This is a genomic window from Kitasatospora sp. NPDC098652, assembly GCF_044760155.1.
Taxonomy (GTDB): Bacteria; Actinomycetota; Actinomycetes; order Streptomycetales; family Streptomycetaceae; genus Kitasatospora.
In genome coordinates, this window is record NZ_JBIWAQ010000001.1 from 1 (window position 1) to 23,172 (window position 23,172).

22 protein-coding genes and 1 pseudogene are annotated in these 23,172 nt (G+C 73.5%); 16 read left to right on the forward strand and 7 right to left on the reverse strand.

Translation table 11 applies throughout. From position 1 onward, the window contains the following. Positions 1-141 precede the first annotated feature (141 nt). The 3 genes from ACIQWA_RS00005 (at position 142) to ACIQWA_RS00015 (ending at position 4,325) form a co-directional block, all read left to right on the forward strand. Positions 142-1,545: a short-chain fatty acyl-CoA regulator family protein gene (locus ACIQWA_RS00005; RefSeq protein WP_402476064.1), complete on the forward strand. Its 1,404-nt coding sequence runs from the start codon at positions 142-144 to the stop codon at positions 1,543-1,545. A 612-nt stretch (positions 1,546-2,157) separates the two neighbouring features. Then, positions 2,158-2,616 carry an SRPBCC family protein gene (locus tag ACIQWA_RS00010; protein ID WP_402476065.1) on the forward strand — a complete coding sequence of 153 codons (459 nt, stop codon included), beginning with the start codon at positions 2,158-2,160 and terminating at the stop codon, positions 2,614-2,616. A gap of 110 nt (positions 2,617-2,726) precedes the next feature. Further along, positions 2,727-4,325, forward strand: coding sequence for a CHAD domain-containing protein (locus tag ACIQWA_RS00015; RefSeq protein WP_402476067.1), 1,599 nt, complete (start codon positions 2,727-2,729; stop codon positions 4,323-4,325). 60 nt (positions 4,326-4,385) lie between these two features. On the opposite strand, the gene ACIQWA_RS00020 is transcribed toward ACIQWA_RS00015, so the two are convergent. The 3 genes from ACIQWA_RS00020 to ACIQWA_RS00030 form a co-directional block, all read right to left on the reverse strand. Next, on the reverse strand, positions 4,386-4,700 hold the full coding sequence (locus tag ACIQWA_RS00020) for a WhiB family transcriptional regulator (RefSeq protein WP_402476069.1): 315 nt from the start codon (positions 4,698-4,700) through the stop codon (positions 4,386-4,388). Between the two features lie 62 nt (positions 4,701-4,762). Then, positions 4,763-5,194, reverse strand: a complete 432-nt coding sequence (locus tag ACIQWA_RS00025; RefSeq protein ID WP_402476071.1) for an SRPBCC family protein — start codon at positions 5,192-5,194, stop codon at positions 4,763-4,765. A gap of 29 nt (positions 5,195-5,223) precedes the next feature. Continuing rightward, a complete protein-coding gene (locus tag ACIQWA_RS00030; protein WP_402476073.1) occupies positions 5,224-6,864 on the reverse strand; it encodes a phytoene desaturase family protein in 1,641 nt (546 codons plus the stop codon). A gap of 835 nt (positions 6,865-7,699) precedes the next feature. On the opposite strand from ACIQWA_RS00030, the gene ACIQWA_RS00035 reads away from it, so the two are divergent. The 13 genes and pseudogenes from ACIQWA_RS00035 to ACIQWA_RS00095 all read left to right on the forward strand — a co-directional run bounded on the left by ACIQWA_RS00035 (position 7,700) and on the right by ACIQWA_RS00095 (position 21,161). Beyond that, on the forward strand, positions 7,700-7,981 hold the full coding sequence (locus ACIQWA_RS00035; protein ID WP_402477818.1) for a MerR family transcriptional regulator: 282 nt from the start codon (positions 7,700-7,702) through the stop codon (positions 7,979-7,981). A 457-nt stretch (positions 7,982-8,438) separates the two neighbouring features. Continuing rightward, positions 8,439-10,226: a thiamine pyrophosphate-requiring protein gene (locus ACIQWA_RS00040; protein ID WP_402476075.1), complete on the forward strand. Its 1,788-nt coding sequence runs from the start codon at positions 8,439-8,441 to the stop codon at positions 10,224-10,226. Between the two features lie 3 nt (positions 10,227-10,229). Beyond that, positions 10,230-13,289, forward strand: a complete 3,060-nt coding sequence (locus ACIQWA_RS00045) for an FAD-binding and (Fe-S)-binding domain-containing protein (protein WP_402476078.1) — start codon at positions 10,230-10,232, stop codon at positions 13,287-13,289. A gap of 33 nt (positions 13,290-13,322) precedes the next feature. Next, a pseudogene (locus tag ACIQWA_RS00050) lies at positions 13,323-13,736 on the forward strand (enolase C-terminal domain-like protein); the annotation flags it as partial. 78 nt (positions 13,737-13,814) lie between these two features. After that, positions 13,815-15,575, forward strand: coding sequence for a glycoside hydrolase family 15 protein (locus ACIQWA_RS00055; protein ID WP_402476080.1), 1,761 nt, complete (start codon positions 13,815-13,817; stop codon positions 15,573-15,575). A 115-nt stretch (positions 15,576-15,690) separates the two neighbouring features. Beyond that, on the forward strand, positions 15,691-16,767 hold the full coding sequence (locus ACIQWA_RS00060) for an SDR family oxidoreductase (RefSeq protein WP_402476082.1): 1,077 nt from the start codon (positions 15,691-15,693) through the stop codon (positions 16,765-16,767). Positions 16,768-16,859: 92 nt separating this feature from the next. Further along, positions 16,860-17,315: a hypothetical protein gene (locus tag ACIQWA_RS00065; RefSeq protein ID WP_402476083.1), complete on the forward strand. Its 456-nt coding sequence runs from the start codon at positions 16,860-16,862 to the stop codon at positions 17,313-17,315. Further along, entirely contained in the window at positions 17,312-17,602 is a 291-nt protein-coding gene (locus ACIQWA_RS00070) for a monovalent cation/H+ antiporter complex subunit F (protein WP_402476086.1), read from the forward strand. The genes ACIQWA_RS00065 and ACIQWA_RS00070 overlap by 4 nt, the downstream gene beginning before the upstream one ends. A gap of 53 nt (positions 17,603-17,655) precedes the next feature. Further along, the gene (locus tag ACIQWA_RS00075; RefSeq protein WP_402476087.1) at positions 17,656-17,958 is read left to right on the forward strand and encodes a cation:proton antiporter; all 303 of its coding nucleotides are present in this window, start codon (positions 17,656-17,658) and stop codon (positions 17,956-17,958) included. Further along, a complete protein-coding gene (locus tag ACIQWA_RS00080) occupies positions 17,955-18,245 on the forward strand; it encodes a Na(+)/H(+) antiporter subunit B (RefSeq protein WP_402476089.1) in 291 nt (96 codons plus the stop codon). Before ACIQWA_RS00075 ends, ACIQWA_RS00080 begins: the two co-directional genes overlap by 4 nt. Further along, positions 18,242-18,994, forward strand: coding sequence for an MnhB domain-containing protein (locus ACIQWA_RS00085; RefSeq protein WP_402476092.1), 753 nt, complete (start codon positions 18,242-18,244; stop codon positions 18,992-18,994). The genes ACIQWA_RS00080 and ACIQWA_RS00085 overlap by 4 nt, the downstream gene beginning before the upstream one ends. After that, the gene (locus ACIQWA_RS00090) at positions 18,994-19,341 is read left to right on the forward strand and encodes a sodium:proton antiporter (RefSeq protein WP_402476094.1); all 348 of its coding nucleotides are present in this window, start codon (positions 18,994-18,996) and stop codon (positions 19,339-19,341) included. Before ACIQWA_RS00085 ends, ACIQWA_RS00090 begins: the two co-directional genes overlap by 1 nt. Positions 19,342-19,343: 2 nt before the next feature. Next, positions 19,344-21,161, forward strand: coding sequence for a complex I subunit 5 family protein (locus tag ACIQWA_RS00095; RefSeq protein ID WP_402476096.1), 1,818 nt, complete (start codon positions 19,344-19,346; stop codon positions 21,159-21,161). A gap of 161 nt (positions 21,162-21,322) precedes the next feature. Here the strand turns inward: ACIQWA_RS00095 and ACIQWA_RS00100 are convergent, their stop codons facing one another. The 4 genes from ACIQWA_RS00100 to ACIQWA_RS00115 form a co-directional block, all read right to left on the reverse strand. After that, positions 21,323-21,724 carry a DUF2267 domain-containing protein gene (locus ACIQWA_RS00100; RefSeq protein ID WP_402476099.1) on the reverse strand — a complete coding sequence of 134 codons (402 nt, stop codon included), beginning with the start codon at positions 21,722-21,724 and terminating at the stop codon, positions 21,323-21,325. 51 nt (positions 21,725-21,775) lie between these two features. Next, complete coding sequence (locus ACIQWA_RS00105; RefSeq protein WP_402476101.1) at positions 21,776-22,180, reverse strand: DUF2267 domain-containing protein; 405 nt, start codon at positions 22,178-22,180, stop codon at positions 21,776-21,778. Next, on the reverse strand, positions 22,177-22,530 hold the full coding sequence (locus ACIQWA_RS00110) for an STAS domain-containing protein (protein ID WP_402476103.1): 354 nt from the start codon (positions 22,528-22,530) through the stop codon (positions 22,177-22,179). Before ACIQWA_RS00110 ends, ACIQWA_RS00105 begins: the two co-directional genes overlap by 4 nt. Positions 22,531-22,655: 125 nt before the next feature. Beyond that, positions 22,656-23,090, reverse strand: a complete 435-nt coding sequence (locus tag ACIQWA_RS00115) for an Hsp20/alpha crystallin family protein (RefSeq protein WP_402476105.1) — start codon at positions 23,088-23,090, stop codon at positions 22,656-22,658. Positions 23,091-23,172 lie beyond the last annotated feature (82 nt).

The window sequence follows — 23,172 nt, forward strand, 5'->3', positions numbered from 1 at the left end:
GGCCGAAGGCTGGGGGCCATCGGCGACCGACGACAACGCGGCGAGGTGCGTGCCCTGGCGTCGCGGGCCTGGCCTGATCCACAAGACACGCCCTAGGCTGCCCGCACCCGGTCGGCTCAGGTGCGTAGTGGGGGGAACGTCATGGGGAAGGCCTTCGCCGGCGCCAGGCTGCGCCGCCTGCGCGAGGAACGCGGCCTCACCCAGGCCGCCCTCGCCCGGCTGATCGACCTCTCTCCCAGCTACCTCAACCAGCTGGAGCACGACGCCCGCCCGCTCACCGTGCCCGTCCTGCTACGCCTCACCGAGGCCTTCGGCGTCGAGGCCGGCTACTTCGCCCCGCCGGACAGCGCCCGGCTCACCGCCGAACTGCGCGACGCACTCGGCGAGGAGGTCGCCGCCGGACGGGTCACCACCGGGGACCTCGACGAGGTGGCCGCCCGACTGCCCGCCGTGGCGCGCCTGCTCATGGACCTCGGCCGCGACCGCCGGGCCGTCGCCGAACAACTCGCCGTCCTCGCCGGCGACCGCGGCCCGGCGCCCGACACCCTCACCCCGCACGAGCAGGTCCGCGAGTTCTTCTACCGCCGCCGGAACTACATCGACGAACTCGACACCGCAGCCGAGGAACTGGCGGCGGAGATCCGGCTCAGACGGGGCGGGGTGCGGGAGGCGCTCGCCGAGCGGCTGACCACCGGGCACGGGGTGCAGATCACCAACGGGGGCGAGCAGCTCCATCGGTACGACCCGAGCACCGGGGTGCTGCGGCTGTCGGACCGGCTGCGCCCGGGCCAGCAGGCGTTCCGGATGGCCATCCAGCTGGCCTACCTGGAACACGACCCGCTGCTGTCCGAACTCGCCGCCCAGGACAGCCCGGAGGCCTCCACCTCCTGGTCGCTCACCCGGATCGGCCTGGCCAACTACTTCGCCGCCGCGCTGGTCCTGCCGTACGCCGCGTTCCACGCCGAGGCGGAGTCGGCCCGGTACGACATCGAGCACCTCGCCGACCACTTCGGCGTCGGCTACGAAACCGTCTGCCACCGCCTCAGCACCCTCCAGCGGCCCCGGCTGCGCGGCGTGCCGTTCTCCTTCGTCCGGGTCGACCGGGCCGGCAACGTCTCCAAGCGCCAGTCCGCCACCGACTTCCACTTCTCCCGCACCGGCGGCACCTGCCCGCTCTGGAACGTCTACGAGGCCTTCGCCACGCCCGGCCGCGTCCACGTCCAGGTCGCCGCCATGCCCGACGGCCGCCGCTACCTCTGGACGGCCCGCGCCGTCACCCGCTCACCCGGCGGCTGGGCCCGCCCCACCAAGACCTTCGCCATCGGCCTCGGCTGCGAGCTCCGCCACGCCGGACGGCTGGTGTACTCGGCGGGACTGGACCTGGCCGACGAGGCCGCCGCCACCCCGATCGGCCTCGGCTGCAAGGTCTGCGACCGCCCCGCCTGCCCCCAGCGCTCCGCGCCGCCCATCGGCCGCCCGCTGGCCGTCGACGAGCACAGCAGCACCTTCGTCCCCTACCCGGCACTTCCCGGTCCTCTGGGCTGACGACCGGACTGGACCTCGGTGAGCCGCCCCGCCGGTGTCGTAGAACGGCAGGTTCTCCTCGCCCAGATCGATGGCTCCGGTCAGCTTGCGTGCCGGCTTCGCCCCGGGGATGTCGGTGAGCACCACCGACCGGTACCGGACGATCTCCGTCGGATAGTTGCCGGTGGTCGGCAGCAGGTCCGCCGGCGTCGCGCCGTCGAGCATCGCCTTGTCCACCTCGAACTTGGGCGGTGTGCCCGCCGAACCCGTACTCGCCGGCGTGGTGGCAGGTGCTCGGGGTGCTCATAGCGATTCCCGTCTGCGCGAAGGTGAGGGAGAGGCCGACACGGCCCGCCGGGCTCGGGGCGCCTGACCCCGGAGCGAATGGCGCCCTCCGAATTGCTCGAAGCTACACAACCAGGTCACAGCATCCGCACACTTGGCCGGACCCGGTGCCCGGCCCGGCAGCCCTCCCCTGCCCCGCTGCGCCACCCGTGATCGCCCGTCCTCCGAGCACGGGATTCCAGCACGGGATTCCAGCGCGGGATTCCAGCGCGGGAGAGCGTTAGCTTCGCCGGCACCGGGGCAGGCGATGCACACGGCAGTCCGACGAGCGCACAGGAGGCGCGGATCATGAGCATGGTGCAGGAATCCGTCGAGGTGGACGTGCCGCTGCACACCGCCTACAACCAGTGGACCCAGTTCGAGGACTTCCCCCGCTTCATGGAAGGGGTCGAGGAAGTCACCCAGATCGACGAGCGGCACAACCGGTGGAAGACCAGCGTCGCGGGAGTGACCCGGGAGTTCGAGACCGAGATCGTCGACCAGTTGCCCGACGAGAAGATCGCCTGGCGCACAGTCGGTGGCGAGGTCCAGCAGATGGGCGTGGTGACGTTCGAGCGCCTGGACGACCAGCACACCACCGTGCGCCTGGCCATGGACTTCGAACCCGAGGGCATCGCCGAGAAGGCCGCGGACGTCATGGGGATGGTGGACCGACGCGTGAAGGGCGATCTGCGGCGATTCAAGTCCTTCATCGAGGACCAGGGCACCGCCAGCGGAGGCTGGCGCGGCCGGATCACCCCCGGCTGAACCAGCAGCCGACGCGGCGGGGCCCCCCCCCCCCCCGGGGGGGGGGGGGCCCCGTCCGCGTCGGCCACCCACGGGGCGTGACCAGGCCCGGGGCGGGAAGGCGGAACACCATGGCCAGCGAACAGACCGAGACAGAACGCACGTACGAGGGGCCCGCGCTTCCCGCAGGCCTGGAGGCACTGCCCGGTGTGGCGGCGGCCCACGGCGCCGAACCGCAGGAACTCGACGCCCGCTACTACGACACACCGGACCTGCGCCTGTTGCGCCACGGGATCACCCTCCGCCGCAGGACCGGCGGCAGCGATCCCGGCTGGCACGTCAAGCTTCCCCTGGGCGCCGACTCGCGTCAGGAAGTGCACGTGCCCCTCGATGCCGGGAACCGGCACCAGGTGCCTGGGGAGCTCGCCGCCCGACTCGCGGCGTTCACCCGCGGCACCGCTCTGATCCCGGTGGCCCGTCTGCGCACCCACCGGGTCCGGACGCACCTGCTCGACCGCGAGCGCCGGATCCTGGCGGAGATCACGGAGGACCGGGTGGCGGCCCAAGCCTTCGAGCCGGAACCGGATCCCGCCGCTCCCGCCCAGGCGGGGCAGGGAGCGCCCCCGGCATCAGCCGGGGGCGGTGCGACGACTCGGGCCGACGGGTGGACCGAGTTCGAAGTCGAGCTGGAGCACGGCACACCGGCGCTGCTCGAGCACATCGACGCCCACCTGACCGCTGCCGGCCTCACCCGCTCCCCGTGGCCCTCCAAGCTCGCCCGCGCCCTGGGCCGTTCCGACGCCCCTCCGGCCGGGCCGCCCGCCGGCACCGGCAGGGCACGATCAGCCGGCGACGTCGTCCTGCACGGCCTCCGGACGCAGTTGGACAGGCTCCTGGTCCTGGACGGCGCGGTGCGCCGCGGCGAGGAGGACTCGGTGCATCAGCTGCGGATCACCGCGCGCCGGCTGCGGAGCCTGCTCAAGGCCCACCGGCGGCTGTTCGACGACCGCCGCTCGGAACCGCTGGCGAGCCGGCTGCGCTGGCTCGCACGGCTCCTGGGTGAGGCCCGCGACCAGGAGGTCCTGTCGGACCAGCTGGTGGACGCCCTGAGCGCGGTGCCGGCCCCCATGCGCGAGGGCGCCCTGCGGGCCCGGATCACCGCACACTACGCCGCCACCTACCGCGCCGCCCGTCAGCACGTGATCACAGAACTCGACGGCGCCCGCTATTTCGGACTGCTCGACGACCTGGAGGCGTTCGTGGCCCGTCCGCCACTGCGCCGCCGGGCGCGCCGCAGTGCCGACGACTACCTGGCCGGCGCCCTGCGGCGCGAGCAACGCCGAACCCTGCGCCGACTCGACCAGGCGCTCGACACCCCGGAAGGGCCCGCTCGGGACGAAGCCCTGCACCGCGCCCGCAAGGCCGCCAAACGCGCCCGCTACACCGCCGAGGACGCCCGGCCCGCCGTCGGCCGCCGCACCGGCGAGCGCCTGGGCCGGTACGCGAAGCGGATGAGGAAACTGCACAAGGTGCTGGGCACCCAACACGACAGCGTGGTGGCCTGCCAGGCCCTGGTCCGCCTCGGCACGCGGGCCGAGGCGGAGCGCCGTCACCTGTTCGCCTACGGCGTGCTGTACGAAGTCCAGCGGCGCGTCGGCGAGGACGCCCTGGATCGCCTGCCCCGGCTGCGCCGTCGCGCCGCCCGCAGCAAGCTCACCCGGATGCCCTGAACCCGGCGGCCCGGCCCCAAACGCAGTGGAGGCCTGCCCGGCGGATGCGCCGTCGGCCCCTCATGCGACGGCCGAGGCGGCGCCCCGGGAGCTGCGGGGGGAGCTGCGGGCCAGGAGCCGCTGCCGCTCGTCCTCGGTGAGCCCACCCCACACGCCGTAGGGTTCACGTGTCTGCAGCGCGTGGCGGCGGCACTCGATGCGGACGGGGCACTCGGCACAGACGGCCTTGGCCGCCTCCTCGCGGGCATGGTGGGCGGCGCCGCGCTCACCCGAGGGGTGGAAGAACAGGGCGTTGTCGGCCTCACGGCACAGGCCGCGAAGCTGCCAGTCCCAGTGGTACACGAAGGCTCCGGGCAGGCGCGAAACGTCCGTCATTGCGGGCCTCTTTCCTGTCGACGATCGCCGGACCTCCCCTCGTATAACCGCGCCCGAGCCGACTATGCGTCCTGGGCGTTGCGGGCCAGGTTGGTGAGCAGTTGGCGGTTGCGAAGGTGCAGAGCCAGCTCGACCGGTGGGCCGTGGAGACGGGCTCCCAGCCCGCGCAGGGGGTGCTCGTCGAGGATGACGAGGGTGTTGTCGGCCCAGGGGATCAGGGTGAAGGCGATTCTGGCGGTCCCGAACGGTTCGGCCTTGGCCTCCAGTTCCAGCCGCTGCCGGGTCTCGCAGATCCGGACCACGCAGGTGTCGTCGAAGGTCAGCGGTCCCAGTCCCACACGGAAGCGCAGCGAGGCGCCGACCGTGGGCCAGTCGCGGTCGGTGTGCAGGATCTCCTTGGTGCCCACCACCCATTCGGCGTAGTGCTGTCCGTCCGCCAGGATGTCCCAGACCCGGCTGGGCGGGCATTCGATCAGCTGCTGACGTTGTGCCATGTGTGCCGTCCCTCTCGCGTAGCGGCTGCTCAGCCGGGCCCGGATCGCGGGTCCCCGCTCAGCAGCCGCTGGGCTGCGCTGAGACCAGGTGACAGGATCCGCCCGGCCAGGAGGCGGTGGGAACGCAGTGCGGCACGGGCGGCGTTGGCACCGCACGCGCCGTGCACGCCGCCGCCGGGGTGGGCGGAGGCGGAGGCGAGGTAGAGGCGCTCGATCGGCCCCTCGGGCCTGCCGGTGCCGGGGACGGGCCGGAAGACGAGCTGCTGGTGGATCGCGGTGGTGCCGCCGTTGAGTGCTCCGCCCACCAGGTTCTCGTCCAGTCCTTGGAGTACGGGCGGGGACAGGATCCGCCGGGCAGTGATCAGCTCCCGGAAGCCGGGGGCGAAGCGTTCCACCTGGCGTTCCAGGCGCTCGGCCATCGCCGCGTCCTCGCGTGCGTCCCACGTTCCGGTGATGGCGTCCTCGCCGAGGTCGGAGGCGATCCGCTGCGGAACGTGGGTGTAGGCCCAGGCGGACTGCGTTCCGGCAGGTGACCGGGAACCGTCGGCCGTGGTCATCTGCCCCAGCAGGGCGAACGGACGGCGCGGAAGACGGCCGGTGGCGACCTGGTGGGCGTAGTCGCTGAGCTCCTCCAGATCCGCTCCGAGGTGGACGGTGCCGGCGTCCGCCGCCTCCGGTGCCGTCCACGGGATGGGGCCCGACAACGCCCAGTCGACCTTGAAGGTGGAGAAGTCCCACTGGAAGCGGCGCAGGTCCCGGCGCAGCCTCGGCGGGAGGTGCTCCCAGCCGACGAGCCCGCCGTAGAGGGCGGTGGCGGCGACGTCCGCGAGTACGGCTCGGCGGGCGCGGTAGCACTGGCCGTCCTCGGTGCGCACACCCAAGGCCTTGCCGCCGCGCACGATCACCTCCACGACGCGCTGGCTGCAGTGGACCCGGCTGCCACGTGACTCGAGCCGGCGCACGAGGGCCTGGGTGAGGCTGGTGGAGCCGCCGACCGGTACGGGCCAGCCGACCTGCTGGCCGAGCATCGCCATCAGCCAGCCGAACGCGGCGCTGCCGGCCGCCTCGGGGAGGAGGTCGGCGTGCAGGGCGCAGCCGGCCAGCAGCAGGCCGGCACCGGGCTCGGTGAACTCTTCCTCTGCCAGCCTGCGGACCGGAAGGGTCAGGAAGCGTGCCGTCCGCAGAATGTCCGTCGGCCGGAGCCGGGCTGCCATCGCGGCAGCCGGTCCGATCGGCGGGAACGGGGTGAAGAGGCTGCGCAGAAGATGGGGGTGGAGGGTCTGCCACAGGGCGGTGAGCCGCTCCCACGCTGCCGCGTCGGGTACGCCGAAGGTCCTCGCCAGGTGGTCGCGCGTGGCGGTGGGACCACGGTGGAGGGTCGCGCAGCGGCCGTCCGCGAGGGGGTGCGCGAGGACGGTGGGGGCGTGGCTCCACGCCAGTCCGTACTGCTCCAGTCGCAGGGCCGTGATGGCGGGAGATGCCTTGGCCAGGGGGTAGAAGGAGCTGAACAGGTCGTTGACGAACCCGGGGTCCAGAGCGCGGTCGCTGCGGACGGCTCCGCCCGGTTGAGGCTGGGCTTCGAGGACCTCGACCTGCCAGCCTGCGTCGGCGAGGACATTGGCTGCCACCAGCCCGTTCGGTCCGGCGCCGATCACGATCGCGTCAGCCATGCTCACTCCTTCGCTGCCGCGGCCCCGCGAATCACGGTACCCAGCGCCGGGCGGGGCGGCTCGGCGGGCAGCCGCCGGTTCCGGCTCGCCCGACCGACACCGGCCGGGCGTCCCACTGCGGCCCTCCCTGCCCGGTGCCGCTCGTCCCTCGTGGCGGGCGGCGGCGGCTAGGGAGGCGCCCACCGCGGCGCAGCGGAGGACTACCTCCCTTCTCGGCTCCGCAAAATCTATGCGCGCCGCAGTAGACATTGCTCGCGGGCGGGTCTAGTGTTTCTCTCGTAGACAGCAGTCGGCGATACCGGCCAGACACGAACTGGCCGGGTTGTTGGACAGAAGTTCGCAGGTCGGTCCGGCAGTGGAGTTCCGAAGCCAGGCAGGTGCAGGACGGCGACGGGGCTGACTGCCGGACCGGGCGGCTCGCAGGTATCAGGGGCTGCCACCAGCAGTACCGAGTAGTACGCAGTTCAGTGAGTGCAGTACCAGCAGTACGAAAGTGACAGTTCAGTACAGAGGATGAACGGAGGGCGCAAGCGCCATCAGGATCGCCCGGCCCGTGAACACTCGTCCGGGCGGACACCGCAGACCCCAAGGCAAGGACGGTGGTTTCCGGTCACGCATTCGCGATCCCCGCACCCTCCTCTCTCGGGGCAGTGCGGCAGTAACAGGACCGGCTCAGGCCGGTAGATGGTGTTGTTCCCCTTCGGGGCCCCGGAGCCGACACGGCCCCGGGGCCCCTCGACGCGTTCTCCTCGAGAACCAGAGAGGTGCAGTGACTACAACGGCCAGCCCCGACACACCCGACAAGCTCGACGACGACGACTACCCCGCTTACACCATGGGACGCGCCGCCGAGATGACCGGCACCACGCCCGGCTTCCTACGAGCCCTCGGCGACCACCGGCTCATCACCCCGCTACGCTCCGACGGCGGCCACCGCCGTTACTCCCGCTACCAGCTGCGCATCGCCATGCGCGCCCGCGACCTCGTCGACCAGGGCACCCCCATCGAAGCGGCCTGCCGCATCGTCATCCTCGAGGACCAACTCGAGGACGCCCTGCGCATCAACGAAGAACTCCGCCGCGCCCAACGCCGCCAGGAGCCCGCCACGGACACCTGACCGGACCGGCAACCCGCCCCCCTGCTCCTTCCAGCCGTACGGCCGCCCGCCGCAGAGGCCGACAGGGGACGGCCTCGCGCCGCACGCTCCGGCCGTCGCCCCGTACGGCACCACCGCGGCGCGGCACCGAACGTGGCGGCTGGAGGGCGCGGCCGGGCCGGGCCCGCCGGTCAGCTGCCCGGGATGGTCCACCCAGCGGGGGCGGCACCGCCCGCGGCGCCGGCGCCCTCGGCCCGTGGTGCCCTTCACCGCTGCGGCCGGGGGCGTCGGCCGTCCCACCCCGACACCCGGACCAGCCGTCACGACAGCCCGCTCACCGCGGCAGGCGGGCAGTCGACGTTCGGCTCCGGGCGGCCTCTCCCCCGCAGCGGGTTTCGTCGCGGCGCCAGCGGTTAGCCGAGTACACGGGTCCGTCCGGCACCCGACGAGCACGACCGCACTGTGGAGGAGTTCGGCGATGAAGGTATCCGACTACGTGCTGGAGCGGCTGCGCGAGTGGGAGGTGGAGCACGTCTTCGCCTTCCCCGGTGACGGGATCAACGGCCTGCTGGCGGCCTGGGGCCGCGCCGAGAACGAGCCGCGGTTCGTGCAGGCCCGCCACGAGGAGATGGCCGCGTTCGAGGCCGTCGGGTACGCGAAGTTCTCCGGGCGGACCGGGGTGTGCGTGGCCACCTCGGGGCCGGGGGCGATCCATCTGCTGAACGGCCTGTACGACGCGAAACTCGACCACGTCCCGGTCGTCGCGATCGTCGGGCAGACGGACCGCAGCGCGATGGGCGGCTCGTACCAGCAGGAGGTCGACCTGGTCAGCCTCTTCAAGGACGTGGCCTCGGAGTTCTGCGAGATGGTCACCGTCCCCGCACAGCTGCCCAACGTGCTGGACCGCGCGATGCGCATCGCCGCGACCCGGCGCACGGTCACCGCGGTGATCATCCCGGCCGACGTGCAGGAACTGGACCACGAGCCGCCCGCGCACGCGTTCAAGCAGGTGCCCTCCAGCCTCGGTGTCCCCCACTACGCGCCCGTGCCCGCGCAGGAGGACCTGGCGAGGGCCGCCGAGGTCCTCAACGCCGGCGAGAAGGTCGCGATGCTGATCGGGCAGGGCGCCCGGCACGCCCGCCGGGAGGTCGAGCAGGTCGCCGATCTGCTCGGCGCCGGGGTGGCGAAGGCGCTGCTCGGCAAGGACGCACTGCCCGACACCCTGCCCTACGTCACCGGCTCGATCGGGCTGCTCGGCACCCGCCCCTCCTACGACATGATGCGCGACTGCGACACCCTCCTCGTGATCGGCTCCAGCTTCCCGTACACCCAGTTCCTGCCCGAGTTCGACCAGGCCAGGGCCGTGCAGATCGACATCGACCCGTCCATGGTCGGGCTGCGCTACCCGTTCGAGGTCAACCTCGTCGGCGACGCGGGCGAGACGCTGCGCCGACTGCTCCCGCTGCTGGAGCGCAAGGCCGACGGCGGCTGGCGCAAGACGATCGAGGACAACGGCGCCCGCTGGTGGGAGGTGATGCGGCGCCGCGCGGAGGTGACGGCGGACCCGATCAACCCGGAGTACGTCGTGCACGCCCTCGACGCGCTGCTGCCGGACAACGCGATCATCGCCGCCGACTCCGGCTCGTCCGCGAACTGGTACGCCCGGCACCTGCGGATGCGCGGTGACATGCGCGGCTCGCTCTCGGGCACGCTGGCGACGATGGGGCCCGGGGTGCCGTACGTGATCGGCGCGAAGTTCGCCCGCCCGGACCGGCCGGCGATCGCGATCGTCGGCGACGGCGCCATGCAGATGAACGGCCTCGCGGAGCTGATCACCGCGGCGAAGTACTACCGGGAGTGGGCCGACCCGCGCATGGTCGTCGCGGTGCTGAACAACCAGGACCTGAACCAGGTCACCTGGGAGATGCGGGCGATGCAGGGCGCGCCGCAGTTCGAACCCTCGCAGAGCCTTCCCGACGTGCGCTACGCCGACATCGCCCGGACGTTCGGCCTGGACGGGGTGCGGGTGGAGAAGCCGCAGGACGTGGAGCCGGCGTGGCGCCAGGCGCTCGCGGCGGACCGGCCGTTCGTCATCGACTTCCGCACCGACCCGGCCGTGCCGCCCATCCCGCCGCACGCCACCTGGGACCAGATCAAGGCCGCAGCGCTGTCCGTACTGAAGGGCGACAGCGACCGGGGCTCCGTCGTGCGGCAAGGGGTGAAGGCCAAGGTCCAGGAGTTCCTGCCCGGCAGCGGAGGGAACTGAGCGATGTCCGAGAGCCGTGACCTGGACCTGAACGCGCTCGAGCGGGCCCTGCGGGCAGAGGTGGACGGCGAGGTCCGCTTCGACGCGGGCAGTCGCGGCGCGTACGCCACCGACGGCTCCAACTACCGCCAGGTTCCGCTCGGTGTGGTGGTACCCCGCACGGTCGCGGCCGGCGCCGCCGCGGTCGGCGTCTGCTCCCGGTTCGCCGCCCCGGTGCTGTCACGCGGAGGCGGCACCAGTCTCGGCGGGCAGTGCACCAACGAGGCGGTGGTCATCGACTGGACCAAGTACTGCGACCGACTGGTCTCGGTGGATCCCGGAGCCCGGACCTGCGTGGTCGAGCCGGGCATCGTCCTGGACCAGCTCAACCGCCAACTCGCCCCGCACGGGCTCATGTTCGGCCCGAAACCGTCGACGCACAGCCACTGCGCGCTGGGCGGCATGATCGGCAACAACAGCTGCGGGGCGTCCGCCCAGGCCTACGGCAAGACCGCCGACAACGTGCGCCGTCTGGAAGTCCTCACCTACGAAGGCGCCCGGTTCTGGGCCGGCCCCACCAGCGAGGACGAGTACGCGCGCATCGCGGCAGCGGGCGGCCCGCGCGCCCGCCTCTACCAGGGACTGCGCGACATCACCGGGCGCCACCTGGCCGAGATCCGTCGCGGCTACCCGAAGATCCCGCGCCGGGTCTCCGGCTACAACCTGGACGCCCTGCTACCGGAGAACGGCTTCGACGTGGCCCGCGCCCTGGTGGGCAGCGAGGGAACCCTGGTGACGCTCCTGCACGCGGAACTGCACCTGGTCGAGGTGCCGGCGGCGGAGGCCCTGCTGGTCCTGGGCTTCGACGACATCTACAAGGCCGCCGACGCCGTCCCCCAACTGCTCGAACACAGCCGCCCCGCCCAACTGGAGGCCATCGACGGGCGCATGGCACAGCTGATGCGCGAGGAGCACGCCCACCTGGACTCGCTGGAGAGCCTGCCCGAGGGCGACAGCTGGCTGCTGCTGCAGTTCACCGGCGACACCGAGCAGGAGGCGGACGCGCAGGCGTACGAGCTGCTGCGGGCGATCGGCCGCGACGAGGACGACCCGTCGGTGACGCTGTCCGACGATCCCGCGCGGGAGCGGGAGATGCTCAAGGCGCGGGAGGCGGGCCTGGGGGTGACGGCCCGTCCGCCGGACGGGTCCGAGACCTGGGAGGGCTGGGAGGATTCCGCGGTGGCCCCGGAGAAGCTGGGCGACTACCTGCGCGACCTGGAGCGGCTGTTCGGCCGGTACGGCTACCAGCAGGCCTCCCTGTACGGGCACTTCGGGCAGGGCTGCGTCCACACCCGGATCCCGTTCCAGCTGCGCGAGGGCAAGGGCGTCGAGGCGTTCCGGGCGTTCCTGTTCGACGCGGCCGACCTGGTCGCCTCCTACGGCGGTTCGCTCTCGGGTGAGCACGGTGACGGGCAGGCGCGCGGCGAACTGCTGCCCCGCATGTTCGGGCAGCCCCTCGTCGACGCGATGGGCGAGGTCAAGGCGCTGTTCGACCCGGGCAACCGGATGAACCCCGGAAAGGTCGTCCACCCCCATCGCGTGGACGACAACCTGCGCCTGGGCGCCGGCTGGCGGCCCGAGCCTCAGCGGACGCACTTCGCGTATCCCGACGACGGCCAGGACTTCACCCGGGCGGTGCTGCGCTGCGTGGGTGTCGGCAACTGCCGCACCCACCAGGGCGGAGTGATGTGCCCGTCCTACCGGGCCACGGGTGAGGAGGAGCACTCCACCCGCGGCCGGGCCCGGCTGCTGTTCGAGATGCTCGGCGGCCACGACGACTCCCCGGTCACCGACGGCTGGCGCTCCAACGAGGTCCGCGACGCACTCGACCTGTGCCTGGCCTGCAAGGGCTGCAAGTCCGACTGCCCGGTCGGGGTCGACATGGCCACCTACAAGGCCGAGTTCCTCGCCCACCACTACCAGGGCCGCGTGCGCCCGGCCGCCCACTACACAATGGGCTGGCTCCCGCTGTGGGCCCGCCTGGCCGGCACGGCGCCGGGCCCGGCCAACGCCGCCCTGCACGCCCCCGGCCTCGCGTGGCTGGGAAAGCGGCTGGCCGGCATCGACCCGCGCCGCACCGCACCCCTGTTCGCCGCCGAACCCTTCCAGAAGGCCTGGCGCAGGCGGGGCAGGGCGCAACCCGATCCCCGCGATCCGCGCACCGTGCTGCTCTGGCCGGACACCTTCACCAACCACTTCCACCCGCACATCGCCGACGCCGCCGTCCGCGTCCTCGAGAACGCCGGGTTCCGCGTCGCCGTACCCGAGGGGCCGGTGTGCTGCGGCCTGACCTGGATCTCCACCGGGCAGCTCGCCACCGCCCGCCGCGTCCTCACGCGCACCACCCGGGCCCTGCGGCCATGGCTGGAGGCCGGCACCCCGATCATCGGCCTGGAGCCCTCCTGTACCGCGGTCTTCCGCTCGGACGCCCCCGACCTGCTCGCCGGCGACCAGGACATCGCCCGGCTGGCTGCGCAGACGCGCACCTTCGCCGAACAGCTCGTCAACCATGCCCGCGACGGCTGGCAACCGCCCCGGATCGGCCGGGCCGCGACCGTGCAGCCGCACTGCCACCAGCACGCCGTCCTCGGCACCGACCCGGACCGTGAACTGATGCGCCGCACGGGCCTGGACGCCAACGTCCTCGATGAGGGCTGCTGCGGCCTGGCCGGCAACTTCGGCTTCGAGCAAGGCCATTACGACCTGTCCCGGGCCATCGCCGAGCAAGGCGTCCTCCCGGCCGTGCGCGGCACCCCACCCAACGCCTTCGTCCTGGCCGACGGGTTCAGCTGCCGCACCCAGATCGAACAGGCCCGGGCCGGACGGCAGGCCCTGCACCTGGCCGAGGTCCTCGCCCTGGCACTGGACGGGCCGCCGCCCACCGACCACCCGGAGAAGACGATCCCGCGCCCGCACCCCGACCACGCGGCGGCCGGCCTGCTGACCGCGGGTGTCGCGGGCGCGAGCGCCCTGGCGGCGGCCGCCGCTGCCGCCCGGCGGCGCCACCGCGCCAGAAGGAGGTAGACCATGCGGTCCCTGCACGAGCGGCTCCACCACCTCACCGGCCTCGCCCACGTCCGCTCCGCCGTCAGCTGCGACGTCGCCGCCGGCGAGTACGGGTACGACCTGCCCTACTTCGCCCGCATGGCCCCGGCCGTGGACTGTCTGCAGGCGGACGCCACCCGCTGCGGCGGCATCACGGTCCGGCTGCGCGCGGCCGCCCTCGCCCAGGCCCACGGACTCCAGCTGTCCGGGCACTGCGCCCCGCACGTCCACGCGCACGCCGCGGCCGCCGTACCGAACCTGCGCCACCTGGAGTGGTTCCACGACCACGTCCGGATCGAGCACCTCCTCTTCGAGGGAACCCTCAGGCCGGACGGGGGCCTGATCCGCCCGGGCCGGAGCGGGGAGCCGGGCCTCGGCCTGACCGTCCGCACCGAGGTCGCGGAGGACTTCCGTGTGCGCGCCTGAGCAGGCCCGGCCCGTCCTCGCCGCTCCGCGTCCGCCCCGGGCTGCCGACCGGCCGCCCGCACCGCCGTCCTGCGGGAGATGGGAAAGGTGACCGCCTCCACCGCCGGCCCTCCCGCTCCCCACGCCCTGCGCGACTACGCCCTGCTCGCGGACGGTGAGCGCGGCGCCCTCGTCGGCCCGCGCGGCGACATCGTGTGGCTGTGCGCACCCGCCTGGGACAGCGACGCCGTCTTCGCCGCCCTGATCGGCGGCCCCGGCTGGTACACCGTCACCCCCACCGACCCCTTCGTCTGGGGCGGCTACTACGAGAGCGGCAGTCTCATCTGGCGCAGCCGCTGGATCACCACCAGCGGCGTCGTCGAATGCCGCGAAGCGCTCGCCCACCCCGGCGACCGGCACCGGGCCGTGGTGCTGCGCCGGATCCTGGCCGTCGACGGCGGCGCCCGCCTCGACGTCCACCTGCACCCGGCGCCGGGATTCGGCGCGCACGCCCTGCGCAAGGTGCGCCGGGACGGACACGGTCGGTGGACGGCCCGGGCCGGGAAGCTGCACCTGCGCTGGAGCGGCGCGCCCGACGCCCGTCCGGGCGATGCGGCGCTGTCCACCGAGGTGCGGCTGGAAGCCGGTCAGCACCACGACCTCGTCCTGGAGATCTCCGACCGGCCCCTGCCCGCACCGGAGGCGGCCGAGGTCCTGTGGCGGTCCACCGAAGCGGCCTGGAGCGCGCGCGTACCCGACCTCGCGAACACCCTGGGCCGGCGCGACGCCCGGCACGCCTACGCCGTCCTGGCCGGCCTCACAGGTCCCGCAGGCGGCACCGTGGCAGCGGCCACCACCAGCCTGCCCGAACGCGCCGAGACGGGCCGCAACTACGACTACCGGTACGTGTGGATCCGCGACCAGGCCTACATCGGCCAGGCCGTCGCCGCCGCCGGTCCGCACCCGCTGCTGGACGACTCCGTACGGTTCGTCACCGCCCGCCTGCTCGAGGACGGCCAGGCGCTCGCGCCCGCCTACACCGCGGCCGGCGCGGCGGTACCCGACCAGCGCACCCTCGACCTGCCCGGCTACCCGGGCGGTTTCGACGTCGTCGGCAACCACGTCAACCGCCAGTTCCAGCTCGACGTGTTCGGGGAGAGCCTGCTGCTGCTCGCCGCCGCGGCCCGCCACGACCGGCTCGACGCGGACGGCTGGCACGCCGCGCTCACCGCCGCCGACGCGATCGCCACCCGGCACCGCGAGCCGGACGCCGGGATCTGGGAACTGCACGACGACCGGTGGGCGCACAGCCGCCTGATCTGCGCGGCCGGCCTGCGGGCGATCGCCGCCACGCCCCGGGCCGGCAGCGGGCGCGCCGCCGGCTGGGAGGCACTGGCGGACGCGATCGTCGCGCAGACCTCCACCGACTGCCTGCATCCCACCGGCCGCTGGCAGCGCTCCCCGACCCGGACGGGCGTCGACGCGGCCCTGCTGCTGCCCGCCATCCGCGGCGCCGTCCCCGCCGAGGACCCGCGCACCACCGCCACCCTGCGGGCGGTGCGCGCCGACCTCGTGCAGGACCACTACGTCTACCGGTTCCGCCACGACCGGCGGCCGCTCCAGGACGCCGAGGGAGCGTTCCTGCTGTGCGGATTCGTCATGGCCCTGGCCGAGCACCAGCAGCACCACGACCTGGAAGCGGTGCGCTGGTTCGAGCGCAACCGCGCCGCCTGCGGTCCGCCCGGCCTCTACGCGGAGGAGTTCGACGTCGCGCAACGCCAGCTGCGGGGCAACCTTCCCCAGGCGTTCGTCCACGGACTGCTGCTCGAGGCGGCCGCCGCGCTCGCACCCGGTCACTGAGCCGGCAGCGGTCCCGGCCGGCTCGACCCCGCGTGCCGACGCCACGGCCCGACGACCGGCCACGCACACGGCGCGGAACCGTTTGCCCCGCCGACTTCGGGAAACCCGGAGAAGCATGGAACCTGTGGAAACCGTATGCCGCACCGTCGTCATTACCGGGGCCAGCGGAGGCATCGGCCGGGCCTGCGCCCAGGCGTTCGCCGCCCGTGGGGACCGGCTGGCGCTGATCGCCCGCGGCCGCGCAGGCCTGGACGGCGCGGTGCGCGAGGCCGAGGAAGCGGGGGCTGCCATGGTCGTCCCCATCGAGGCGGACGTTTCCGACCCGCAGGCGGTGGAGGCCGCCGCCGGACGGGCCGAGGAAGAACTCGGGCCGATCGACGTGTGGGTCAACGACGCGTTCGCCTCCGTCTTCGCCCCCTTCACCGAGATCACCCCGGAGGAGTTCCGGCGCGTCACCGAGGTCAGCTACCTCGGCTACGTGTACGCCACCCGGGCCGCCCTGGACCGGATGCTGCCCCGCGACCGTGGGGTGATCGTCCAGGTCGGCTCGGCGATCGCCTATCGCGGCATCCCGCTGCAGAGCGCCTACAGCGGCGCCAAGCACGCGATCCAGGGCTTCAACGAGGCACTGCGCTGCGAACTGCTCGCCTCCGGCACGCGGGTGCGGACCACGATGGTGCAGATGCCGGCCGTCAACACCCCGCAGTTCGACTGGGTCCGCTCCCGGCTGCCCGACCGGGCGCAGCCGGTGCCGCCGATCTACCAGCCCGAGGTCGCCGCCCGCGCCGTGCTGTACGCGGCCGACCACCCCGGGCGGCGCGAGTACTGGGTCGGCGGCAGCACGGTGGCCACCCTGGCGGCGAACGCCGTCGCGCCCGGGCTGCTGGACCGCTACCTGGCCCGCACCGGCTTCGGCTCCCAGCAGGAGGACCGCCCGCGCCGCACCACGGACCCGGACAACCTGTTCGAGCCGGTCGATGCCCGGCGGGACTTCGGGACGCACGGCCGGTTCGACGACCGCGCCCGGGACCGCAGCGCGCAGCAGCAGGTGGTGCACGCCTTCGGCGCCCTCGCCGACGCGGGGCGTCGCGCGGCCGGACGGGTGCAAGCCGGTTTGCCCGGCCCCGGCGGCGGGTTCCTCTCCCGGATGCGGGGAACACGCGCCCCGCAGTCGCCGGACGGGAGTGGCTGATCATGCCTCGCGGACCGGATCCGCAGCCTCGTCGAGTTGGTGACTGTGGGTGACCGCTCCCGTACCGCCCGACCCCGACGAGAGGAGGACCGGTGCTTGCCCGGCTGGTGGAGCTCGGAGTGTGGGGTGCGGTGCTGACCGGGCTGACGGTGGTCTTCATCGGCCCCGTGTCGCCCGTCGAGATGGTGGTGGCCTGCGTGAGCGCTCTCGGTGGGGCGTTCGCTGCCCGCGGGATGCGCCTGGCCGCCGGCGTCCACCTCCGCGGAGGTCGAGGCGCGGTACGCGCGCTCCGTGCCCTGCCGGGCTCGGTCGTGCGTGGTCTTGCCCTGCTGACGGGCGCGATGGCCCCCGGCCACCCGGGCGGGAGGGTCCGGCGCGTTCGGCTGCGGGCGGGGGCGGGTGCCGGATGGGCCGGCACGCTGCTCGCCGCCTCCCCGGACACCTGCGTGCTCGACGTCCCGAACGACGACGAGGTCATCGTGCACGCCCTGCGCCCGAAGGCGGGGCCGGTCGAGGAGGCCGTGGCCCGCACGGACGGCGCGCGGTGAACGCCTGGACAGCGGCGGCCCTGGTGCTGCTCGCCGTCCCGGCGCCGACGTGCCTGTGGGTCGCGGCGCGCGGCACCGCCGTGCGCCGCCTGATCGGGGCGTCGATGCTGTCGACCGTGGTCGGCGCGGTGTTCCTGCTGCTCCCGATGGCGTACGACCGGTCCTCGTACCAGGACCTCGCCCTGATGCTGGCCGTCCTGGCCCCGGCCGGCACCCTCGTCTTCGCCCGCTTCGTCACCGGCCACCGCCACGACGCCCACCCGCACGATTCCACGCCCGAGACCTGACGAGAGCGCGCCCGCCCGGCCATGTGGACCGGGCCCGCGGGAAGGAGTCCGGATTGACGCCACGCCATGTGATCGTCCTCGCCCTGCTGTGGGCCGGAGTAGGGTGCGTGCTGCTGTCCGCCGCCGCGGTGCTGCGGCTGCGCGGGCCGTTGATGCGCCTGCACGCCCTCGCGCCGGCGTCGGTGGCCGGGGTGCCGATGATCGCCGCGGCCGTGGCCCTCGACCAGGGACTCGGCAGGGGCGCGGCCAAGACGCTGTTCGTCGGCCTGGTCTTCGCCGTCGGCGGAACGGTCACGACGATCGCCGTCGGCCGCGCCACCCGCCAGGCCGAGGCCCAGGACGGGAGCCAGGGGTGAACCAGTGGCTGATCGGGGCCGCCGTCGCCGTCGTCGTCCTCGCCGCCACCACGGCGGTCCTCACCCGCGAACCGGCCCGCCAGGCGGTCGTGCTGTCCGTACTCGGCCTGGGCCTCGCGGTGCTGTTCGCGGTGCTGCAGGCCCCCGACGTGGCCCTCTCCCAGCTCGCCGTCGGCACCGCGCTGACCCCGCTGCTGATCCTGCTGACCGTCCGTAAGGTCACCCGCCGCCCCACCCGCACCGACGACCGAGCCGGGATCGGCGACGACAGGCAGGACCGGAGGTGACGGCCCGCGCCCGGCTGGCCGTGTTCCTGGCGGCGGCCGCCGTGATCGCGGCGTTCTTCACCGCCGCCTGCACCCACCTGCCGCCGTTCGGAACGGACAGCCATCCGTACGGGGAGCGGGCGGTGGCGGCGGCCCTGGACCGACACACCGCCAACGTCGTCTCCTCCGTCAACTTCGACATCCGCGCCTTCGACACCCTCGGCGAGGAGTCCATCCTCTTCGGCACCCTCCTCGGCGCAACCCTGCTGCTGCGCCGCGCCCGGGACGAACGCCACCGCCGCGCCGAGGCGGAACGCGTCGTGCCCACCACCCGCCTGTTCGGCGCACTGCTGCTGCCCGTCACCCTCGTCGTGGGCGTGTACATCGTCGCGCACGGCCAGCTCAGCCCCGGCGGAGGCTTCCAGGGAGGCGTCGTCCTGGCCACCGCCCTCCACCTGGCCTACGTCGCCGCCGACTACCGCGCCCTGAAGAAGCTGCGCCCGCTGACCGTCCTCGACATCGCCGACTCGCTCGCCGCCGCGTCCTACAGCCTCATCGGCCTGGCCGGGCTGATCGCCGGCGGCGCGTTCCTCGGGAACGTGCTGCCACTGGGCACCTTCAACACCATCACCTCCGGCGGTACCGTCCCGGTCCTCAACGCCGCGGTCGGCGTCGAGGTCGCCTGCGGCCTGATCGCCCTGCTCGCCCACTTCCTCGACCAGGCCGTCGAACTCACCGATCCCGACCAGCAGAGAGACGGAGACACCTGATGGGAACGTGGGTCTTCCTGGCCGCCGGATGGGTCCTGCTCATCGCCCTGTACGGCCTGGTCACCAGCCGCAACCTCATCCACGCCATCGGCTGCCTGGCCGTCGCCCAGTCCTCCACCTACCTCCTGCTCCTCGCCGTCGGCTACCGTCGCGAAGCGACCGCCCCCGTCTACTCCGACCTCACCCCCGGCACCCGCCCAGTGGTCGACCCCGTCGTGCAGGCCCTCGCCCTGACCGACGTGGTCGTCGGCGCGACCGTCACCGCGCTGCTGCTCGCCCTCACCATCCAGCTGCGCAAACGCCACCACACCGTCGACCCGCAGGCCCTCACCGGCCTCAAGGGCTGACCGTGACCGAAGCAGCCCTGCTGCCGCTCGCGGTGGCCGTCCCCCTGCTCGGCGCGGCGCTGCTCGCCGTCGCGGGCCGGATCCTGCCCCGGACCGGCTGCGACATCCTGGCCACGGGCTGCGCCGGCGCGGAGGTGGTCTGTCTCGTGCTGCTGTGGACCCGCAGCAGCGGGGGCGTCGCGACCGCGGACCTGGGCGGCTGGCCCGCGCGTCTCGGCATCGTGCTGGCCGCCGATCCGGTCGGCGCCGGACTGGCGCTGTTGGTCGCGGTCCTGGTGCTGGCCGTCGTCGTCTACTCGTGGCGGTTCTTCGAGGAACCCACGGGCGAGCATGCCGGCGCCTTCCCGGCCCTGATCCTGCTGTTCGAGGCCGGCATGGCCGGCTTCGCGCTCACCGGCGACCTGTTCAACGCCTTCGTCTTCTTCGAGCTCATGGGAGCCGCCGCCTACGCCCTGACCGGCTACCGCATCGAGGACCCCCGCCCGCTCCACGGAGCGATCACCTTCGGCATCGTCACCTCCTTCGCGGCCTACTGCTCCCTGCTCGGCATCGGCCTCCTCTACGCCCGCACCGGCGAGCTGAACCTCGCCCGCCTCGGCCGGCAACTGGCCTCCCACCACACCGATGTGCTGACCGTGGCCGCGTTCGTGCTCATCGCCACCGCCCTCCTGGTCAAGGCCGCCGCCGTGCCGTTCCACTTCTGGCTCCCGGACGCCCACGCCGTGGCCCCCACCCCGGTGTGCATGCTGATGTCCGGCGCCATGGTCGAACTCGGCGTCTACGGCATCGCCCGGATCTACTGGACCGTCTTCTCCGGCCCCGGCGGCATCCCCCACCAGGCCTTCCGCACCACCTTCACCGCCCTCGGCCTCCTGACCGCCCTGCTCGGGGCACTGATGTGCTGGCAGCAGCGCCACCTCAAGCGCCTGCTCGCGTTCTCCACCGTCAGCCACGTCGGCCTGTTCCTCATCGCCGTCGCGCTGCTCACCCCCGACGCCACCACCGGCACCGCGGTGTACGTCGCCGCGCACGGCCTGGTGAAGGCCGCGCTGTTCGCCCTCACCGGTGTCCTGCTGGACCGCTACGGGAGCGTCGACGAGCACGGCCTGCACGGCAGAGCGCGTGACCTGCGCACCGTCGGCGTGCTGTTCGTGGCCGGCGCCCTGGCCCTGGCCGGGATGCCGCCGTTCGGCACCGGCCTCGGCAAAGCCCTGAGCGAGGACGCCGCCGGCCGGTGGCAGCCGTGGCTGCCCGCCGTGTTCGTCGCCGCCTCCGCCGTCACCAGCGCCGCGGTACTGCGCGCGGCCCTGCGGATCTTCTGGGGCGCCGGCCCCGCCCCGCGCAGCCGACCGGACCAGGACGAGACCACCGGCGAGGGTGAAGAACCCGAGATCCGTTCCCCCCGGCGCACCCCGCCGCGTGCCATGACGATCGTCCCGGCCGTCCTGCTCGGCCTCGCCGTGCTCGTCGGTTCACTGCCCGCCGTCGCCGCCGCCCTCGCCCGCGGGGCGGCCCGCTTCACCGACGCCGCCGACTACGCCGCGACCGTCCTCGCCGGCCCCGGCACACCGCCCGGACCCGTCCCGGCTGCCGACTGGACCGCAACCGGGGTGCTGCTCGGCCTCCTGTCCACCGGCATCGCCGCAGGCCTGGCCGCTGCCGCCGTACGCAAGCCAGCACCCACCCTGCCCGCCCACCACCCTGCCGCCCGGCTCGTCCGAGCGCTGCGCCGCTCGCACTCCGGGCACCTCGGCGACTACCTCGCCTGGCTCGCCCTCGGGGTCGCGGCGCTGTGCATTGCGATCGCCGCCCAGACCTGAACCACCCGGCCGCCCCGACAACCGCTTCTCCATCCGGATCGCGGCCTCGAAATCCTCGTGCGGCCTGCCCGCGCCGGCCCTTCTGCTGCTCGGCATTGCCCGGGCGATCGCATCGGGCCTGCGCCGGGCGGCATGCTCGGCCCGCCGCCGCTACCGGCGGTTCAGGCGGCGGTCGGGGTGAGGTCGGCGCGGCCGAAGAGCAGCGCCCAGCCGTGCGGCAGTTGGTGGAGGATCCGGTCGGTGAGGTCGTTGCCGGTGAGGTCGGAGAGGGCGGCCAGGACGGTGGAGGTGTCCCAGCGGGCTGCGGCGAGGCTGGTGCCGAGGGCGTCGGCGACGGCTTCGACGAAGGCGGGGGCCGAGACCGGTCGGGGCAGCGGGATCTGGGAGGCGAAGACGGTGCGCCACCGCTCGGGGAGTGCGGCGGCGAGGTCGCAGCGTTCGTCGCCGGTGAGCTGGGAGCCGAGCAGCGCCAGGACGGCGGCGAGGGCGCGTTCGGCCTCGGCGTCGCTCGGGTAGCGGCCGAGGGTGCGGACCTGCTGGATCAGGTGGCGGTGCCGGGTCATGGCGGTGGCCTTCCGGGCGTGGGCCGCCGCACCGGGGCGGCCGTCATGGGGTCAGGGGCGTTGGCCGGCGGCGGGACGGCCGAAGAGCACGTCGTAGCCGGGCGGCAGTTGGAGCAGGACCTGCTCCATGAGCTGGTCGCCGGCGGCGTCGGCGACGGTGGACAGGACGGCGCCGATGTCCCACAGGGCGGTGGTTTCGGCGGCGCCTTCGATCCAGGCGGCGGTGGCGCGCACGAACCGTTCGGGGCTGAGCGGTTCGGTGGCCTGCAGCGGGTTGAGCAGGACCAGGGCCAGCGTCTCGGGCAGGCGGGCCGCGAGGTCCGAGCGCACGGTGCCGACCAGGTGCGCGCCGAGCAGGGCCAGGACGACGCGCGCGCAGCGTTCGGCCTCCTGCGGTGTGTCGTATTCGCCGCGTTCCTGGACCTGGTCCAGGAACGCCTCCCAGCGCAGTGTCATCGCGGGGTCCTCCCTCCGGTCGGCGGTGGATGCCGGGGCTGGGCCGTACGGCCGGGCGGGCGGGGCGCCGGGGCCGGCCAGGCCGTCAGGCCGGTCAGTTCGAGGAGCCGGGCCACCGGGCGGGTGATGCCGCGCAGGGCCAGGCGCGCACCGTTCCGGTCGGCCTGGTTGCGGGCCTCCATCAGGACGTTCAGGCCTGAGCAGTCCATGAAGGTCACCTGTGACAGGTCGAGCACCACCTGCCGGTGGTCCGCCAGTGCGCGGGACAGCTCGCGACGAAGGTCCGGGGCGGAGTCGAGGTCGATCTCGCCGGACACCCTCACCGTGAACGGTGGCACCGGGGTGGTCATGGGGCGCTCGCTGTCCGTCGGGCCCGCAGGTCGCGGGCGTGTCCGGAAGGTCAGGCCGGGGGCGGGGTGTCCCGTGCCGCGCCGCCGGGGGGATTGCGGGCGGCACGGGACGGCTCGGGGAGAGGTCAGGCCTTGATCTGCTTGCGGCCCTCGCCGTGGGCGATGGCGATCTTGCGGGGCTTGGCCTTCTCGGCGACCGGGATCCTCAGGGTCAGTACGCCGGCGTCGTAGTCGGCGGTGATCCCCTCCGGGTCGAGGGTGTCGGAGAGCATGACCTGCCGGGAGAACACACCGAGCGGGCGCTCGGACAGCTCCCACTTCACGTCGTCACCCTGCCGGTGCGGACGGCGCTCGGCCTTGACGGTCACCATGTTCCGCTCGACGTCGATGTCGATCGCGTCCGGGGCCACCCCGGGCAGGTCGAAGCAGATCACGTACTCGTCACCGGAGCGGTAGGCGTCCAGCGGCATCGGGGTCGGCCGCGACCAGGTACCGGTCGTGTTGAGGAACTGCTGGGTCAGCCGGTCGAGTTCGCGGAACGGGTCAGTGCGCAGCAGCATCGCGAAACACCTCCATTGAACGTTGGGTGCCAGTGCGCTTCACCTGAAACCGTTGTAGCACGTCATCCATCCAATGACAAAC

Coding starts and splice junctions, on each gene's coding strand:
- ACIQWA_RS00005 (WP_402476064.1), top strand. CDS start 142: ATGGGGAAGGCCTTCGCCGGCGCCAGGCTGCGCCGCCTGCGCGAGGAA.
- ACIQWA_RS00010 (WP_402476065.1), top strand. CDS start 2,158: ATGAGCATGGTGCAGGAATCCGTCGAGGTGGACGTGCCGCTGCACACC.
- ACIQWA_RS00015 (WP_402476067.1), top strand. CDS start 2,727: ATGGCCAGCGAACAGACCGAGACAGAACGCACGTACGAGGGGCCCGCG.
- ACIQWA_RS00020 (WP_402476069.1), bottom strand. CDS start 4,700: ATGACGGACGTTTCGCGCCTGCCCGGAGCCTTCGTGTACCACTGGGAC.
- ACIQWA_RS00025 (WP_402476071.1), bottom strand. CDS start 5,194: ATGGCACAACGTCAGCAGCTGATCGAATGCCCGCCCAGCCGGGTCTGG.
- ACIQWA_RS00030 (WP_402476073.1), bottom strand. CDS start 6,864: ATGGCTGACGCGATCGTGATCGGCGCCGGACCGAACGGGCTGGTGGCA.
- ACIQWA_RS00035 (WP_402477818.1), top strand. CDS start 7,700: ATGGGACGCGCCGCCGAGATGACCGGCACCACGCCCGGCTTCCTACGA.
- ACIQWA_RS00040 (WP_402476075.1), top strand. CDS start 8,439: ATGAAGGTATCCGACTACGTGCTGGAGCGGCTGCGCGAGTGGGAGGTG.
- ACIQWA_RS00045 (WP_402476078.1), top strand. CDS start 10,230: ATGTCCGAGAGCCGTGACCTGGACCTGAACGCGCTCGAGCGGGCCCTG.
- ACIQWA_RS00055 (WP_402476080.1), top strand. CDS start 13,815: ATGGGAAAGGTGACCGCCTCCACCGCCGGCCCTCCCGCTCCCCACGCC.
- ACIQWA_RS00060 (WP_402476082.1), top strand. CDS start 15,691: ATGGAACCTGTGGAAACCGTATGCCGCACCGTCGTCATTACCGGGGCC.
- ACIQWA_RS00090 (WP_402476094.1), top strand. CDS start 18,994: ATGGGAACGTGGGTCTTCCTGGCCGCCGGATGGGTCCTGCTCATCGCC.
- ACIQWA_RS00100 (WP_402476099.1), bottom strand. CDS start 21,724: ATGACCCGGCACCGCCACCTGATCCAGCAGGTCCGCACCCTCGGCCGC.
- ACIQWA_RS00105 (WP_402476101.1), bottom strand. CDS start 22,180: ATGACACTGCGCTGGGAGGCGTTCCTGGACCAGGTCCAGGAACGCGGC.
- ACIQWA_RS00110 (WP_402476103.1), bottom strand. CDS start 22,530: ATGACCACCCCGGTGCCACCGTTCACGGTGAGGGTGTCCGGCGAGATC.
- ACIQWA_RS00115 (WP_402476105.1), bottom strand. CDS start 23,090: ATGCTGCTGCGCACTGACCCGTTCCGCGAACTCGACCGGCTGACCCAG.